The sequence below is a fragment of the Ruegeria sp. AM1 genome, assembly GCF_056540745.1.
On sequence record NZ_JBQFXH010000001.1, the window covers coordinates 961,846 to 976,177 of the forward strand.

Annotated in this window: 15 protein-coding genes and 1 other RNA gene; 7 read left to right on the forward strand and 9 right to left on the reverse strand. The window is 57.9% G+C overall.

Annotation, left to right across the window (positions count from 1 at the left end; all coding sequences use genetic code 11):
- Nucleotides 1-42 precede the first annotated feature (42 nt).
- From rseP to frr, 5 genes are read right to left on the reverse strand one after another with little or no spacing between them, the layout of a single operon-like run.
- The gene (rseP, locus tag ACR0I7_RS04820; protein ID WP_480508955.1) at nt 43-1,395 is read right to left on the reverse strand and encodes an RIP metalloprotease RseP; all 1,353 of its coding nucleotides are present in this window, start codon (nt 1,393-1,395) and stop codon (nt 43-45) included.
- 5 nt (nt 1,396-1,400) lie between these two features.
- Nucleotides 1,401-2,573, reverse strand: coding sequence for a 1-deoxy-D-xylulose-5-phosphate reductoisomerase (dxr, locus tag ACR0I7_RS04825; RefSeq protein ID WP_480508957.1), 1,173 nt, complete (start codon nt 2,571-2,573; stop codon nt 1,401-1,403).
- Nucleotides 2,573-3,355 carry a phosphatidate cytidylyltransferase gene (locus ACR0I7_RS04830; RefSeq protein WP_480508959.1) on the reverse strand — a complete coding sequence of 261 codons (783 nt, stop codon included), beginning with the start codon at nt 3,353-3,355 and terminating at the stop codon, nt 2,573-2,575. Before ACR0I7_RS04830 ends, dxr begins: the two co-directional genes overlap by 1 nt.
- On the reverse strand, nt 3,352-4,083 hold the full coding sequence (locus ACR0I7_RS04835; protein WP_480508961.1) for an isoprenyl transferase: 732 nt from the start codon (nt 4,081-4,083) through the stop codon (nt 3,352-3,354). Before ACR0I7_RS04835 ends, ACR0I7_RS04830 begins: the two co-directional genes overlap by 4 nt.
- Nucleotides 4,084-4,092: 9 nt before the next feature.
- Nucleotides 4,093-4,656, reverse strand: a complete 564-nt coding sequence (frr, locus tag ACR0I7_RS04840; RefSeq protein WP_480508963.1) for a ribosome recycling factor — start codon at nt 4,654-4,656, stop codon at nt 4,093-4,095.
- A gap of 439 nt (nt 4,657-5,095) precedes the next feature.
- Between frr and ACR0I7_RS04845 the strand changes: the two genes are divergently transcribed.
- Complete coding sequence (locus ACR0I7_RS04845) at nt 5,096-6,028, forward strand: hypothetical protein (RefSeq protein WP_480508965.1); 933 nt, start codon at nt 5,096-5,098, stop codon at nt 6,026-6,028.
- Between the two features lie 210 nt (nt 6,029-6,238).
- Here the strand turns inward: ACR0I7_RS04845 and acuI are convergent, their stop codons facing one another.
- From acuI to ACR0I7_RS04865, 4 genes are read right to left on the reverse strand one after another with little or no spacing between them, the layout of a single operon-like run.
- A complete protein-coding gene (gene acuI / locus ACR0I7_RS04850; RefSeq protein WP_480508967.1) occupies nt 6,239-7,234 on the reverse strand; it encodes an acryloyl-CoA reductase in 996 nt (331 codons plus the stop codon).
- Nucleotides 7,235-7,286: 52 nt separating this feature from the next.
- Nucleotides 7,287-8,381, reverse strand: coding sequence for a dimethylsulfoniopropionate demethylase (locus ACR0I7_RS04855; RefSeq protein WP_480508969.1), 1,095 nt, complete (start codon nt 8,379-8,381; stop codon nt 7,287-7,289).
- Entirely contained in the window at nt 8,382-9,086 is a 705-nt protein-coding gene (locus ACR0I7_RS04860; protein WP_480508971.1) for a DUF1326 domain-containing protein, read from the reverse strand. It abuts the gene before it with no gap.
- A gap of 4 nt (nt 9,087-9,090) precedes the next feature.
- Nucleotides 9,091-9,900: a DUF2182 domain-containing protein gene (locus ACR0I7_RS04865; RefSeq protein WP_480508973.1), complete on the reverse strand. Its 810-nt coding sequence runs from the start codon at nt 9,898-9,900 to the stop codon at nt 9,091-9,093.
- 40 nt (nt 9,901-9,940) lie between these two features.
- On the opposite strand from ACR0I7_RS04865, the gene ACR0I7_RS04870 reads away from it, so the two are divergent.
- The 6 genes from ACR0I7_RS04870 to chrA all read left to right on the forward strand — a co-directional run bounded on the left by ACR0I7_RS04870 (nt 9,941) and on the right by chrA (nt 14,268).
- Nucleotides 9,941-10,699, forward strand: coding sequence for a FadR/GntR family transcriptional regulator (locus ACR0I7_RS04870; protein ID WP_480508975.1), 759 nt, complete (start codon nt 9,941-9,943; stop codon nt 10,697-10,699).
- Between the two features lie 96 nt (nt 10,700-10,795).
- Nucleotides 10,796-11,158: a DUF4345 family protein gene (locus ACR0I7_RS04875; RefSeq protein WP_480508977.1), complete on the forward strand. Its 363-nt coding sequence runs from the start codon at nt 10,796-10,798 to the stop codon at nt 11,156-11,158.
- 36 nt (nt 11,159-11,194) lie between these two features.
- Nucleotides 11,195-11,542, forward strand: a transfer-messenger RNA (tmRNA) gene (gene ssrA / locus ACR0I7_RS04880).
- A 101-nt stretch (nt 11,543-11,643) separates the two neighbouring features.
- On the forward strand, nt 11,644-12,075 hold the full coding sequence (locus ACR0I7_RS04885) for an ester cyclase (protein WP_480508979.1): 432 nt from the start codon (nt 11,644-11,646) through the stop codon (nt 12,073-12,075).
- 127 nt (nt 12,076-12,202) lie between these two features.
- Complete coding sequence (locus ACR0I7_RS04890) at nt 12,203-13,018, forward strand: chromate resistance protein ChrB domain-containing protein (RefSeq protein WP_480508981.1); 816 nt, start codon at nt 12,203-12,205, stop codon at nt 13,016-13,018.
- Nucleotides 13,015-14,268, forward strand: coding sequence for a chromate efflux transporter (chrA, locus tag ACR0I7_RS04895; RefSeq protein ID WP_480508983.1), 1,254 nt, complete (start codon nt 13,015-13,017; stop codon nt 14,266-14,268). Before ACR0I7_RS04890 ends, chrA begins: the two co-directional genes overlap by 4 nt.
- Nucleotides 14,269-14,332 lie beyond the last annotated feature (64 nt).

Sequence of the window (14,332 nt, forward strand, 5' to 3'; positions counted from 1 at the left end):
ATGAGGCAATTTTACGACTTTAACGTGCCACCGCCGCCACAATCAGCAAAACAGATCGTTGCTCACCGAAAACAGCATAAGCGACAGAATCAAGGTGACACCGACCCCCATCAGCACCCGCAAAGCTTTGTCGCTTGGTGGTTTACCCGCGACAGCCTCATAGGCGTAAAAGACAAGGTGACCGCCATCCAGAGCCGGAATTGGAAACAGGTTCAACAGACCAACCGCAGTCGACAAAACGGCGATAAAGAAAATAAAGCTCTGTGCGCCCTGGCTGGCCATGGCCCCCGACGTTTCGGCAATGCCAATCGGCCCGGACATATTGCAGGTACTGATCGCGCCCGTGATCATATGCCAGATGCCCGAAAGCGACCCTTCGATGATCCGATAGGTCTGTCGGACACCGCCCGTCAGGGAATCGACAAAATCCGCAGGCACGGTTGCGGGTTCCAGCATCATCCCTCCGACAATGCCGATGCGCCAATGGGTGACGAAACCGCCTTCTGATTGCGGCTCATCCGTACGCCGGGGCGCCAGTGCAAATTCCAGATCCGCGCCGTCGCGCCAGACATTCAGCAACAGAACTTTCCCGTCCGAGTTTTCTACGTGCTCTTTCAGCTGTTCAAACGCAAAGATCGGCTCACCGTTTACGGCCGTGATCACATCTCCGGCGGCAAGCTGAATATCCATGGCGGCACTGCGCGGGGACACCTGTTGAATCAGCGGCGGAAACAGCCATGGAGCCGCGACATCAAACTGCTCTCCGTCACGGATGACCGTGTAGTCCAGCACGGGCTCCACCGGCAGCGAGGAGGTAAACCGCCTCCATCCGCCCTCTTCGTCGAAATCCGGGGTCGGGATGCCTGCGATGGCAACGATCTCGTCCCCTTCCTGCAGTTCCTGAACCGTTCCGGGGATCGGGTGTAGTGACCCGACGGTCAGCGGCTCGCGAGAGACGCCCTCGGACCAGAAAATCAGCCCAAACACCAGTATCGACATAACGAAATTGAACACAGGACCCGCAGCGACCGTTGCCGCGCGCGCACAAAGCGGCGCGCCATGCATGGTGCGGCGCAACTCCTCTGGGCTCTGCTCGGCGATTTCCTCCATGGCGTCTTCGTCTTTGCCCGACGCCGCGTTGGCATCGCCCAGAAATTTGACATATCCGCCGAACGGCAGCAGAGCGATCTGCCATTTGGTACCCCGCTTGTCGACGCGGCTCCACAGAACAGGGCCGAACCCGATCGAAAACACCTCGGCATGGATACCGGACCAGCGCCCTACGATGTAGTGACCGTATTCATGCACCGCCACGATCACAGACAGCGCAACAACAAAGGCCACGATCGTGTAAAGCAAGCCGCCGAATTGCGGAATAAGCGAGAGTATGTCCAAGATTTTTATCCTGCTCTTTGTAATACGGCTTCATCGACCCATTCACGTGCGAGATGGTCCGTTTGAAATACGTTATCAAGGGTCAAAGGGGCATCAATGAGGCTAGTTTCAGCCTCGAACCGGTCAAGGACGCCAGCCACGGCATCCGCCATATCGAGAAACCCGATATGGCGTGCGATAAACAGATCAAGCGCGCGTTCCTTGGCGGCGTTGAACACGGCACCGGACAATCCACCACGCTCCATCACCTCGCGCGCCAGCCGCAGCGCCGGATAGCGCGCCTCGTCCGGGGCCTGAAACCGCAACTGTCCAAGCTGCGTCAGATCCAAACGGTTCACCGGCAAATCGCGCCGTTCCGGCCAGTGCAGCGCATAGCCGATCGCATGCCGCATATCGGGCGCCCCAAGATGGGCCATGACCGCGCCGTCACGAAAACCGACAAGCGAATGCACAATCGATTCCGGGTGAACAACCACTTCGATCTGGCTCGGCGCAACACCAAAGAATTCTTTGGTTTCAACCAGCTCCAGCGCCTTGTTGAACATCGATGCACTGTCGATGGTGATCCGTTGCCCCATATTCCAGTTCGGATGGTTCGAGGCCTGCTCGACAGTTGCCCCCGCCAGATCACCAAGCGGCCAGTCGCGGAAAGCCCCGCCGCTTGCAGTGATGATGATCCGCTCGACGGCGGTCATGTCTTCACCGACCAAAGCCTGAAACACTGCCGAATGTTCGCTGTCGACGGGCAAAAGACGCGCGCCGTGTGCCCGCGCGGTCTCAAGTACCAGCGCCCCGGCGCAAACCAGTGTCTCTTTGTTCGCCAGTGCCAGCGTCGCGCCCTGTTTCAAGGCTTCGATCCCCGGCGCCAGCCCGGCCGCGCCCACAATCGCAGACATCACCCAGTCTGCCGGCCGCGCGGCAGCCTCGATCAAAGCCGCGGTCCCGGCAGCAGCCTGAACGCCGCTGCCGGCCAATGCCGTGCGCAGATCGTCCAATCTGTCGTCAAACGCGGTGACCGCAATATCCGCTTTTAGCTTACGCGCATCGTCAGCCAGTTGCGCGATATTCGCACCGCCCGTCAGGGCCACAACATCATAAGCGTCAGGGGCTCGGGCAATCAGATCAATCGTGTTTTGACCGATCGAGCCGGTTGCACCCAAAATGGATACTTTGCGCATCACATCCCTCCGGGTGCGTAAAACAGCCCTGCTATCAGAACAAACAGCGCGGCGCCCATCATCCCGTCAAATCGATCCAGAAAGCCGCCGTGCCCGGGGATCAGGTTTGAGCTGTCTTTGACACTGAATTTTCGCTTGGTTGCGCTCTCAACAATGTCTCCGGCCTGGCTGGCCATCGAGGCGAGTACCGAGATCACCACGAACATGACGCCGAACCCCGCCTGAGCTGCAAACAGCGCACCGACTATCGCGGCGGCCACCCAGCCCCCAGCGGTACCGGACCATGTCTTTTTGGGACTGACTCTGGGCCAAAACTTAGGTCCGCCAATAGCTTTTCCCACAAAATACCCGGCGACATCAGTGGCAACGACAACCGAGATCAGCCAGACCATCCAGCCAAATCCCATATTCTCTCGAATCGACAGAAAGCCCAGACCCGCCGCCGCAATCCAGAACGCAAACAGGATATAGACGCCACGCGCCTTTTTAACCTGCCCTGCCCCGACCAGTGCCGGGGCCAACAGGAAGGGCAGCTTGTAAAGTGGCGGCAGGTGATAGCTGAGAACTACGGCGAGCCCGGTCAGAACACCCAGTTGGATCGCAACACCACTGCTGTCCGGATCGACCATCCGAACCAGTTCCCAAATCATCACACCACAGGCGGCAGCGATGAACGCTTCGAACCACAAGCCGCCCAGCCAGACTTCAATCGAGCCCACAGCGATCAGCACCGCAGCCGACAGAACGCGGGCCGTCAGATCAGACCATCGGCCCTCACTCATGCCAGAACCGCTCCAAAACGCCGTTCGCGTGAGCCATAGCTTTTGCACAGGCGTTCCAGTTCTGCAGCGGTAAAGTCCGGCCACAGCGTATCAATGAACTCATATTCCGAATAAGCCGACTGCCAGAGCAGAAAGTTCGAGATGCGCGCCTCACCGCTGGTTCGTATCACAAGATCCGGGTCGGGCAGAACGCGGGTATCAAGATATTTGGGCAGCGTTTCCTGATCGACATCTTCGGGGCGCAGTTTGCCATCAGCCACATCGCGGGCAAGCCGTTTCGTCGCACGGGCAACCTCATCCCGTCCGCCATAGTTCAGGGCGACGGTCAGGTGGACCAGGTCATTGTCCTGCGTTTCCCGTTCAAGCGTATCCATCAGTTCGGTCAGCTTTTTATCCAGCCGAACCCGATCACCGATAAAACGCACGCGGATGCCATTGTCTCTGAGGGTCCGGGTTTCCTTGACGATATAGCGCCGGAACAGGCTCATCAGGCCCGCGACCTCAACCTGAGTACGTTTCCAGTTCTCGGTCGAAAAGGCAAAGACTGTCAGATACTTAATGCCCAGACCCGGACAAGCCTCAACAACCTCGCGCACCCGCCGCGCGCCAGCGTGATGGCCAAACAGACGAGGCCGCCCCCGCGCCTGAGCCCAGCGGCCATTTCCGTCCATAATAATGGCAACATGGCGCGGTCCCTGGACCGGCGGAGTTTGGGGATCCTTGGGCATAATCGCGGCTCAGACCTGCATGATCTCAGCTTGTTTGGTTTCAAGCGCGCCGTCGACGGCCTTGATCATCTCGTCGGTCAAATCCTGCACTTCGCCCTCCCACAGCTTTTGGTCGTCCTCGGACATGCCATCAGCTTTGGCCTTTTTGATCTGATCCATACCGTCTCGACGGACATTGCGGATCGAAACGCGGGCGTGCTCGGCGTACTGACCAGCGACCTTGCCCAACTCGCGGCGACGTTCTTCGTTCAGCTCCGGAATAGGCAGCATGATGATGGTGCCGTTCAGTTGCGGGTTGATCCCTAACCCGCTTTCACGAATGGCTTTTTCCACCTTGCCCACAAGGCCTTTGTCCCAGACGTTCACGGTGACCATACGTGGTTCCGGAACGTTCACCGTGCCGACCTGATTGATCGGCGTCATCGAGCCGTAAGCGTCAACCATCACCGGTTCGAGCATCGAAGCAGATGCGCGCCCGGTTCGCAGCGAGGCAAACTCGGTTTTGAGGTTCGACATGGCGCCGTCCATGCGGCGTTTAAGGTCATCGGTGTCCAGTATAAAATCATCAGACATGCTGCTCACTCCCCGTATTCAGGTGCTGTTCGGATGGGTCTTAAGCCATCGCAAATGGGATGTATAGCAATCATGCTTAGGAATTGTACCAATGGCCAGAGGTGTTTCTTCCGTTTTGTACCATTTCCGAAAACAAAAAAACGGGCCAGCGCAGCCACTGGCCGGTCTGAAAATGTTGAACGCCGCACGAAGCAGACCCAACCGTCATAGTGTGACCAGAGGCCAGATGAGCGCCTATCCTCAGATCACAGGTTAATGCGAATATTTCTTTTGCGGTGAAGCAGGAATTGAGCGGGAGCCCCTTACGATGACGCGATGCAACAAATGTGGCTTGGGCTGAAAAGCTCGGGCTATTTCGGCGAGCGAAGCGGGAACCTTTCGTCCAATGGTTGCATCGGCTGGCACCCTCAGGCAACTTGCCGGGAAAAGGTGCCCAGTTATGTTCCCGCTCAACGACCATACAATTTTCTCTCTTGTCTTGACGGGTGCGGCTCTGCTTTCAGCCGTGGCGTTTCGTTTTCGATGGAAGGTCCGTGCGCCTCTTCTTCTTATTGCATTGGCGCTCCCGGCTGCTTTTTTATGGTCTATTTGGCCAACTGGTGAATACGCCGGGCTAGCGTATGTGCTTACTATTGTTCCATCTATTGTACTATTAATAGTTGGCGCGGGTTGGGGCAGTCTCATGAGATTGGCGCGGGTCCGTCCGTCGGTTTCTGTCTTGGTTCCGGTCATCGTTGCCGGTGCATATTCAGGCTACGTGCTATGGCTTCAATACGTTCCAAGCACTTGTCTTGAAACACCTCTTCAAGTTCGCACAGCCGGTGAAACCCTAAATATTCCACCGGAATTGCGCCCGCGCCTTGAGAGAGGAGCAGATATTAACTTCTTCGGTAGATTGGACAGAAAATCTGATTTTTCGCGTGTATGCCGGATTAGTCGCAACGGTACACAAGCTATCGATATGGATGTGGTTTGGATAACCCCAGCATCGAATTACTCACGTTTGACCTCCGCATGTGCAGCCGGTGAGCCGCCTAACTGGTGCAGCGGTTACTCCCCTTCTCCATACCGTCACATCGGGAAAGTTCTGATCGCGCCAGATTCAGAGACTGGCTTTCCAATGCCCTACTGGAAAGAGGGAGGATCACTTAAAAAAGAGCGGTTAGGTGATCTGACCAAAGGTTCCGTTTGTCTATTGTCGGAAAATGGAAGTAAAACTCAGTGCTGGGTTTGGCAACCATTTGGGAATGGCTCTCGTCTGACGGTCAGCACTAACAATTTGGATCCAGCATTCATTGACATGCCCGTTGAACAAGCTCGTGAAATGGCACACCAAGCGCTTGAGACCACACTTTCTATTGTCACGCCATAAGTGAATGGGCCAAGAGTTTTCTCGGAATTCTTCAATTTGGACATTGGGTTGCACGATTTGAACGGCAGCTTTGTCCACGCATCGCCCTAGGGCCAGAAATGTTTTACGTCTTGGGCCAACTGCGCTTGATGCGGTGCTCTGATTTGACTCAGAACAATCCGCATCAGGTGCTGTAAATTATGACGGTCCACAGACCGCTATGCTTTTGAATCAGTTATTTACATCGACCACGATCCGGCCCTTGACCTGACCTTGCAAAATATCGGCGCCCAGTTGCGGCAAATCTGACAGGGTCGCGGGGTGAACCATCGCGTCCAGCTTGTCCATCGGCAGATCAGTCGCGATGCGTTGCCAGGCGCGGACGCGGTTGTCGTAGGGTTGCATCACGCTGTCGATGCCCAAGAGGTTCACGCCGCGCAGCAGGAACGGGATCACTGTCGCCGGCAGCGCGGCCCCGCCCGCCAGACCAACAGCCGCCACCGAGCAGCCGTATTTCATCTGCCCCAGCACGCGGGCCAGCATCTCTCCGCCGACCGCATCGACGCACCCTGCCCATGTTTCGCTTTCGAGCGGGCGCTTGGTTGTCTCGTTCAGGTCCTCGCGCGGCACGATCGTTGTGGCGCCCAAAGCCTTGAGATAGTCGCCAGTTTCCGGGCGACCGGTCACTGCGGCGACCTCATAGCCGAGATTGGCAAGAATAGCCGTTGCCACAGATCCGACCCCTCCGGCAGCACCGGTCACCAGTACCGGGCCGTGAGACGGTGTGAGGCCATGATCTTCCAGCGCCATCACAGCCAGCATCGCGGTAAACCCTGCGGTTCCAACAGCCATGGCCTGACGGCTATCCAAACCATCCGGCAACGGCACCAGCCAGTCCGCCAGCGCATGGGCCTTTTGCGAATACCCGCCCCAATGCGCCTCACCCACGCGCCAGCCTGTCAGAACCACTTTGTCGCCGGGTTTGTAGCGGTCATCCGAGGACGCCTCGACCGTGCCAGCATAGTCGATGCCGGGGATATGCGGATAGTTTCGCACCAATCCGCCGCCCTTGGGCGACATGCAGAGCCCGTCTTTGTAGTTCACGGTCGAGTATTCGACCGCCACCGTGACCTCGCCATGCGGCAGCATATCTTCGGAGATCTGCTTGACCGACGCGCTCGCCAGGCCGCTTTCTTCATCTTTTTCAACGAGTAATGCCTTAAACATTATCTTTCTCCTTACGAGGGCACAATCGCCCATATTTCCTTGTCTGACCTGATCAGCGCCAGAATTTTTCCTGCACTTCGGCCCACCGCATTCCGTGTTCGGTCAACACCTCAACCCGCGTTCCGGGCGTCCAGTGAGAGCGGTTGACCATCCCAATGGCGACGTTGACCCCGAATTCAGGCGAAAACGCCGCTGACGTCACCTGCCCGATCTGATGCCCATCTGCCTTCAGCTGCCAGGCCTCGGTACAGGGGCCGATCTCTCCATCGATAATCAGCGGGCGGATCTGGCGCGGAGGGCCATTTTGCGCCTGTTCCTGCAACGCCGCTTTGCCGATGTAATCCTCGGGTGAATTGCAAAAGCGCGCCAAACCGCATTCATAGGGTGTATTCTCGCGCCGCATATCCGAGCCAAAGCTCAGCAAGCCGCTTTCAATGCGTTCAATCGTGTTCGGGCACCCTGCCCGCACATTAAGGTCGCGCCCAGCAGCAAACAAAGTATCCCACAACGGCATGCCGTAGTCGGCCCCTTCGATATAGATTTCAAAGCCGCCCTGCTTGGACCATCCCGACCGGGCAACCACAAACCGGGTATCCTCGAACGCGAGACGTTTATAGCGGAAGAACTTGATATCGCGGACTTCTTCGCCAAAGACCCGCGCCATGAGCTGCTCGGCTTTGGGGCCTTGTACCGCCAGCGGAGATACGTCCGGTTCGGTGATTTCGACATCCAGTTCCAGAGCGACAGCGATCCCCAGTGCAAACTGCCAGAAATCGCCGTCGGCCACCGAAAGCCAGTACCTGTCTTCGGCCATTTTGAGAGCCACCGGGTCGTTCAGCATGCCTCCGTTCTGGTCGGCAAGCGGCAGATAATAGCATTGATCGGCCTGCATCCGATCGATGTCGCGCGGGCTGATCTTCTTCATCAGGCGCAGGGCGTCCGGTCCTTTGATCTGCACCTGCCGTTCGCAGGACACATCCCAAACCTGAACATGCTGTTTCAGATGCGCGGCATCTGCCGCAACGCTATCAAAGACGGTTGCCAGCAGCATGTGGTTATAGACGGTGTAGCCCTGCACCCCTTCGGCTTCGACGCCAGCGGTGAACGGCGTTTTGCGCACCCGGCGGTTAGGGGTGATGGTGGCCATTTATTTGGGTCCGTGCCAGTCGATGGGGCAAATCTCGGCAGATTTGCCGCCGAAATCCCAAACCCGGCCATAGTCGCGCACTTTCGACTTGGTGCCACGTGCCACAATGATATCGGGACCCATCCAGTATTTCGAGTTTGAGACCATGACCGGATGGTCGGGGTCCTTCCCTGCTAACATCTCGATCTCGCCCTGAATTTTGCGGCCAATCATGATGCGGCGCTTGTTGCCATCGCGTTCGATTTCAACCGGTGCGCGTTCGGCGCCAATGATCTCGCTGACCAGCATGGTGAACAGACCCGTAGTGCCGCCAGCCTGACCGCTAAAGATTTGCAGCAGCCCGTTATAGGCCTTGCCGCTGGCGCGTTCATCCACATAGGCGGCGACCTTCCACTGACCTTCACCCATCCGGCCGGGAATATCGACCAGCAGGCCCACATTCAGACCCGAGATGTCTTCGCCCTCGTAATGCCCTTCGTCGATGATGATGCCCATCCAGGCATGGCAATGCCCTTCGGTCGGAGGGTGCGCGCCCAACGACACCACGCAGGGGCAGAAGACATCGCAGGAACAGTTGAGGATCAGCTCGCCCCTGATGGCCCAGTTGGTCGGGCTCATCTCGCGACGTTTGGGATTGGGCATCCGGCTGTCGATCCTCTGGCTGATCGGCAACCGGTCCGCTTCGGGTTTTCTGTTCTTTGCCATTGGCTTATCCTCCGTAAGCAACGGGATAGACGAGCAGGATCACGCCGCCCGCAATCAATATACCCCCCATCGGTCGGGTCACGACATGCCCGATCTGAGGGAGCTTTTCCAAAACCATAAACAGGGTCGCCAGACCCATCCACAACAGGCTCATCACACCGCCCACGAACCCAAGCGCCATGAAGCCCCAACAGCACCCCACGCAGAACGCACCGAGGCCAAGCCCCATGCGCAGCCCGCCGGTGAACCCGGTCCTCCAGTGCCCCAGAAAATAGGTCATGGGCGCGTGGCAGACACCGTGGCAGACCTCTTTCGCGCGGGTGAACTGGAAAGCGCCGACAACGATCATCAGGCCACCCGCCAGCAGACCGGATTTTGCGATCCCAAGCATATCCACCGCCCCGCCAAACAGCAGGATCAGTTGCACGCCGGTGATCAGCGCGGCAAAGCCGACCCAGACGACAAAATACCCGGTCAGCACACCGACCCACCCGGCGCGCGAGCCGTCCGCGCTGTGGATCAGGTCTTCGTAACTGCGCAGGGTCGGCACCAGTGTCGGCAGCATCATCGCCGCCATCATGATCGCCCACATCCAGAACAGCGGGCCGAATTCAGCCATGGGCATATACATGTCCATGCGCGGATCCATCGCCGCCATGGCCTGACCCATGGGTCCGGGCCGCCCGATCCAGTCGAGGTCCATGGCGCGGCTCATCGAGAACATCATCCACCACGACCACAGGATCGCGACATAGAAACCCAGCCACAAGCCATTGCGTAAAACGGCGCGATGCACGTGTCCCTCCCGACTCATCTCTTGCAAATCAAATGTCAGACTTTTAAATGTCAGACAAATGAAAATTTACCCTGACGACCGCGCCATGAAACAAAAAATCCGAAAACCTGCTGATTTATCTGCACAAATCGCCCAAGCCATTCGGGACGCGATTGTGTCGGGTGAACTGATTGTCGATGAACGCCTGCCGTCCGAAGCCGAGTTGTCCGATCAGTTCCAGGTCTCGCGCCCCACCGTGCGCGAGGCGCTGAAGCGGCTGGCGGCCCAGTCGCTGATCCGGACCCAGCGGGGCGCGGCCGGTGGGGCATTTGTCAACCGGCTGAGCTTTGAAGACGCCTATTCCCAGCAAGTCACCACCTCGACCCTGCTGCTGTCGATGAATGCGGTGAGTTTTGATACAGCCTGTGAGGCACGTTTTGCCTTGGAACGCGCCTGTGCGGCGCTGTCGGCGGAACGGCGCACGGCGGACCAACTGGCCACCATGCGGGCAGAGATTTTTCGGCAGTCGCAGCCCGGACTGACGGATGAAGCATTCTGCGCCTCTGACGTCGCCTTTCACCGGGCACTGGTCGATGGGGCGGGCAACCCGGTTCTGTCTTACCAGTTGGCCGGTGCGGTCGAGGCGATGCAGCCGCTGATGAATATGATCACTTTCACCGCCCGATCACGGGAAGAGATCATCGGACTGCACAATCGCATCGCCGACGCGCTTGAGGCGCGCGATGCAGCCACCGTGGACGCGAATTTGGTCGCGTTAGAGACATATACGCGTCAATTGGCGCAAGACGTTGCCCGCAAGAAAGGCCAGCCCATCTGAGGGGCCTCACGCCTTTTCGCCGACGCAATGCGCGCGCTTTCCTTTGCGGCTGAGCGGTATAAGTTGAACAAAACGTAAGTGAGGCGCAGGACCGCTATGACCGTATATCTGAACATGATTGCCGCAATTTTGACGATTGGCTTTGGCCTGTTCGGGTTTCTGGCCCCCGCATGGACAGCCGCCTCGCTGGATCTTGCCCCCACCAACAGCACCATGGGGCTGAGCGAAATGCGCGCCTCGGTTGGTGGGCTGTTTGTGGTAACGGGTATCGCCGTGCTGCTGCTGAACAATCCGATGGCCTATACGATGCTGGGTGTGGTTTATGCCGGGGCGGCGTTGGGGCGTTTCGTGTCCGTCATCCTCGATAACCCACCCCTGACCAAAGCGTTGGTCTTTGGCGGAATCGAACTGGCGCTGGCCGTCTGGCTGATTGCGGCGAACTTCAACAAAGCCCCGTAATCGATTGCTTTTAATCAGATCACAGCATCACATTAGAGAATTGCATCCCGCCTGTTCCTCACCTATATAAGATATGTCCTTCGGGACTATGGACATAAACGCGCTCGTAATAAGCGGATCGGACCCGGGGGCGGTACCCGGCGGCTCCACCAATCATCCTTCGTTTGGGGATTTTGGGGCCGAAACAGGATCGACGAACGTCTAAAGGGGTTAGCTTTGTCTCGGCTGTCTGCCACCGTTACCGGCGAAACTAGTACAATTGCAAACGACAATCGTGCTCCGGTTGCAGTTGCTGCGTAAGCAGTAACAAGACCGAAATCTAAGCCCTTGCGCCTAGCCGCGTAAGGCGGGGTTCGCAGGTACCTGGCAACAGAAACCTGCACCTTTCCCCTCTATTATCTGCATTTTTCCGGCAAAGCCCGATCAGATTCAGGGTTTATTCACTCATTTTCTGCATCTTCTGTCCCAAAGACAGGAGAACCGGGATGACAAACTCAGAAATACTCAGGACGTGGTACACTGAGGTTTGGGAAAACGGTAACACCGACGCCATTGATCAGTTCTTTGCACCAGAAACCATGGCAGAAGGACTGATCCCTGAAATGCAGGTGGGTGCAGATGATTTCCGCGATCTGGTGATGGCATTTCGGCATATTCTGGGTGAAATCACCGTTGCGCTGCCCAAAACGATCGAAGTTGGTGATTGGGTTTCCGCCATTCTGCACGTCAAGACATTCCGAGCAGACAATGGCGCCCCGCTTGAGGTGACCGGCCAGGTGATGGCCCGGTTCAAGGACGGAAAAATGGTTGAGGCCTATAACCAGTTCGATTTCATTTCGTTCTTCGAGCAGCTTGGACAATTCCCAGCCGATACCCTGCCCGTTTGCATGACCGGACAGCGGTTAGACTGGGCCTGAGACACCCCTGATCTTGACCCGTTGAACCCATACGCGCTAGCTAGACCCCATGGGGTCAGCTTGCGAACGCCCCGTGAGGCGCCTGCCCAAGTTTCGCATGTATCCGAACGACACAAGGAAACATGCAATGGCCGCCCCGACTGCAATATCGACACGTCAACTCGCCCGGCTGATCGGTACGCCTGGTGCCCCTGCCCTGATCGACATCCGCACCGATCCCGACTTTGATGAGGATCCGGTATTTATCCCCGGTGCCATACGCCACCCACACACGGATATCGGCGGGCTGCGCGCGCGGATCGGCGACCAGCCCTGCATTATTATCTGCCAGAAGGGCAAGAAACTGAGCCAGGCGGTGGTGTCCTGGCTGATCGGCGACGGGCACATTGCCGAATATCTCGACGGCGGCATGTTTGCCTGGCGCGACATGCCCGATCCCCCTTGCGTTCCGCACTCTGCCCTGCCCGACCCGGTTGACGGCAGCACGCTATGGGTAACCCGCTATCGCCCCAAAATAGACCGCATCGCCTGCCCGTGGCTTATTCGCCGGTTCGTCGACCCCAATGCTCGGTTTCTATTTGTGGCCCCGACCGAAGTACACGGCGTGACAGAGCAGTTCAGCGCAACGCCCTTTGATGTCGAGGATGTATTCTGGAGCCACCACGGAGATAATTGCACCTTTGACTTGATGCTGGATCAGTTCGGGCTGCGCATACCTGTGCTGGACCGTCTGTCGACTGTCATTCGCGCCGCCGATACCAACCGGCACGAGCTGGCACCTGAGGCCGCCGGTCTGCTGGCGATCTCGGTCGGGCTGTCCCGTCAATACAAGAACGATCATCAGCAGCTGGAGGTCGGAATGCAGCTCTATGATGCGCTCTATCGCTGGGCCCGCGACGGGTTTGACGAAGGGCATGACTGGCCAACGGACCGCAGGACATGACCCCAACGACACGCGAACTGATCCGGGTTTTCGGGCGCATCGGGCTGCTGTCTTTTGGGGGGCCGGCGGCGCAGATATCGCTGATGCATCAGGAACTGGTTGAGAAACGACCCTGGCTGGATGAACAGACCTATCTGCGCGCGCTGTCGCTGTGCATGTTGCTGCCGGGGCCAGAGGCCATGCAGCTGGCCACCTATGCGGGCTGGCGGTTGCGCGGCGTTGCGGGTGGCCTGATCGCCGGCAGCCTGTTTGTGCTGCCCGGCGCATTGATCATCGCTGTACTGGTGGGTCTTTATGCTGCTTACGGAGAGCTGCCGCTGGTGCAAGCGGCGTTTCTAGGCGTCAAAGCGACAGTTATCGTCATCGTCGTGCAGGCTCTGCGCAATCTGTCTCGCAAGGCGCTGACGGACACCGAACACCGAGCGATGGCCGCACTGGGCTTTCTAGCCATCTTCGCGCTGAACCTGCCCTTTCCTCTGATCATTCTTGCTGCGGCCATCTGGGGCTATGTCACCTCGAACTCATCCGCCACGGGGGCCGAAAACGCGCCTGAACCAGCGCTGACACGACCGTTTCGAACAGCCGCGCTCTGGCTGAGCCTGTGGCTTGCGCCACTCGTCCTGTTGACCGTCTCGGGGCACACACTGCTGAGCGATCTGGGGTGGTTCTTTGCCCGCCTCGCGGTCGTCACCTTTGGCGGAGCTTATGCGGTTCTGGCCTATATGACGCAGACCGTGGTCGATAGTTATCAATGGATCAGCACCGATCAGATGATCGATGCGCTGGGGCTGGCGGAAACAACACCCGGACCGCTGATACTGGTTACACAATTTGTCGCTATGCTCAGCGGTCAGATCGCAGGAGGCACGCCCCTGGCCATCGCCGCAGGTCTTGTGGCATTGTGGGCGACATTTGTTCCGTGTTTCCTATGGATTTTTCTGACAGCTCCATATCTGGACCGGATCGCAGCCCGCCCGCGTCTGGCCGATGCAATGCGGGGCATAACGGCGGCGGTGGTCGGAGTGATTCTCAACCTGTCCGTCTGGTTTGGGATGAATGTCCTCTTCGAGTCTGTCGAGGCGCGAACATGGGGGCTGATCTCCATACCTCTGCCTCAGACAGCAACTCTGAACGTCGCAGCGCTTGTTCTGACGGTCGCTGCTGCAGCCTTGATTTTCCGTCTGAAATTTGGGATGGCAGTGACGTTGACGATCATGGTGGTGGCCGGTATGGCGCTGTCTTTTCTCTGAAGATCAGGCGCAACCCGGTCTTTTGTTTCCCTTCAAATCCCTTATGCTGAGGATAACAACTTTT

Coding starts and splice junctions, on each gene's coding strand:
- ACR0I7_RS04835 (WP_480508961.1), bottom strand. CDS start 4,083: ATGCCCAAGGATCCCCAAACTCCGCCGGTCCAGGGACCGCGCCATGTT.
- frr (WP_480508963.1), bottom strand. CDS start 4,656: ATGTCTGATGATTTTATACTGGACACCGATGACCTTAAACGCCGCATG.
- ACR0I7_RS04870 (WP_480508975.1), top strand. CDS start 9,941: ATGAAAATTTACCCTGACGACCGCGCCATGAAACAAAAAATCCGAAAA.
- ACR0I7_RS04845 (WP_480508965.1), top strand. CDS start 5,096: ATGTTCCCGCTCAACGACCATACAATTTTCTCTCTTGTCTTGACGGGT.
- ACR0I7_RS04885 (WP_480508979.1), top strand. CDS start 11,644: ATGACAAACTCAGAAATACTCAGGACGTGGTACACTGAGGTTTGGGAA.
- ACR0I7_RS04860 (WP_480508971.1), bottom strand. CDS start 9,086: ATGGCAAAGAACAGAAAACCCGAAGCGGACCGGTTGCCGATCAGCCAG.
- acuI (WP_480508967.1), bottom strand. CDS start 7,234: ATGTTTAAGGCATTACTCGTTGAAAAAGATGAAGAAAGCGGCCTGGCG.
- dxr (WP_480508957.1), bottom strand. CDS start 2,573: ATGCGCAAAGTATCCATTTTGGGTGCAACCGGCTCGATCGGTCAAAAC.
- chrA (WP_480508983.1), top strand. CDS start 13,015: ATGACCCCAACGACACGCGAACTGATCCGGGTTTTCGGGCGCATCGGG.
- ACR0I7_RS04875 (WP_480508977.1), top strand. CDS start 10,796: ATGACCGTATATCTGAACATGATTGCCGCAATTTTGACGATTGGCTTT.
- ACR0I7_RS04865 (WP_480508973.1), bottom strand. CDS start 9,900: ATGAGTCGGGAGGGACACGTGCATCGCGCCGTTTTACGCAATGGCTTG.
- ACR0I7_RS04855 (WP_480508969.1), bottom strand. CDS start 8,381: ATGGCCACCATCACCCCTAACCGCCGGGTGCGCAAAACGCCGTTCACC.
- ACR0I7_RS04890 (WP_480508981.1), top strand. CDS start 12,203: ATGGCCGCCCCGACTGCAATATCGACACGTCAACTCGCCCGGCTGATC.
- ACR0I7_RS04830 (WP_480508959.1), bottom strand. CDS start 3,355: ATGAGTGAGGGCCGATGGTCTGATCTGACGGCCCGCGTTCTGTCGGCT.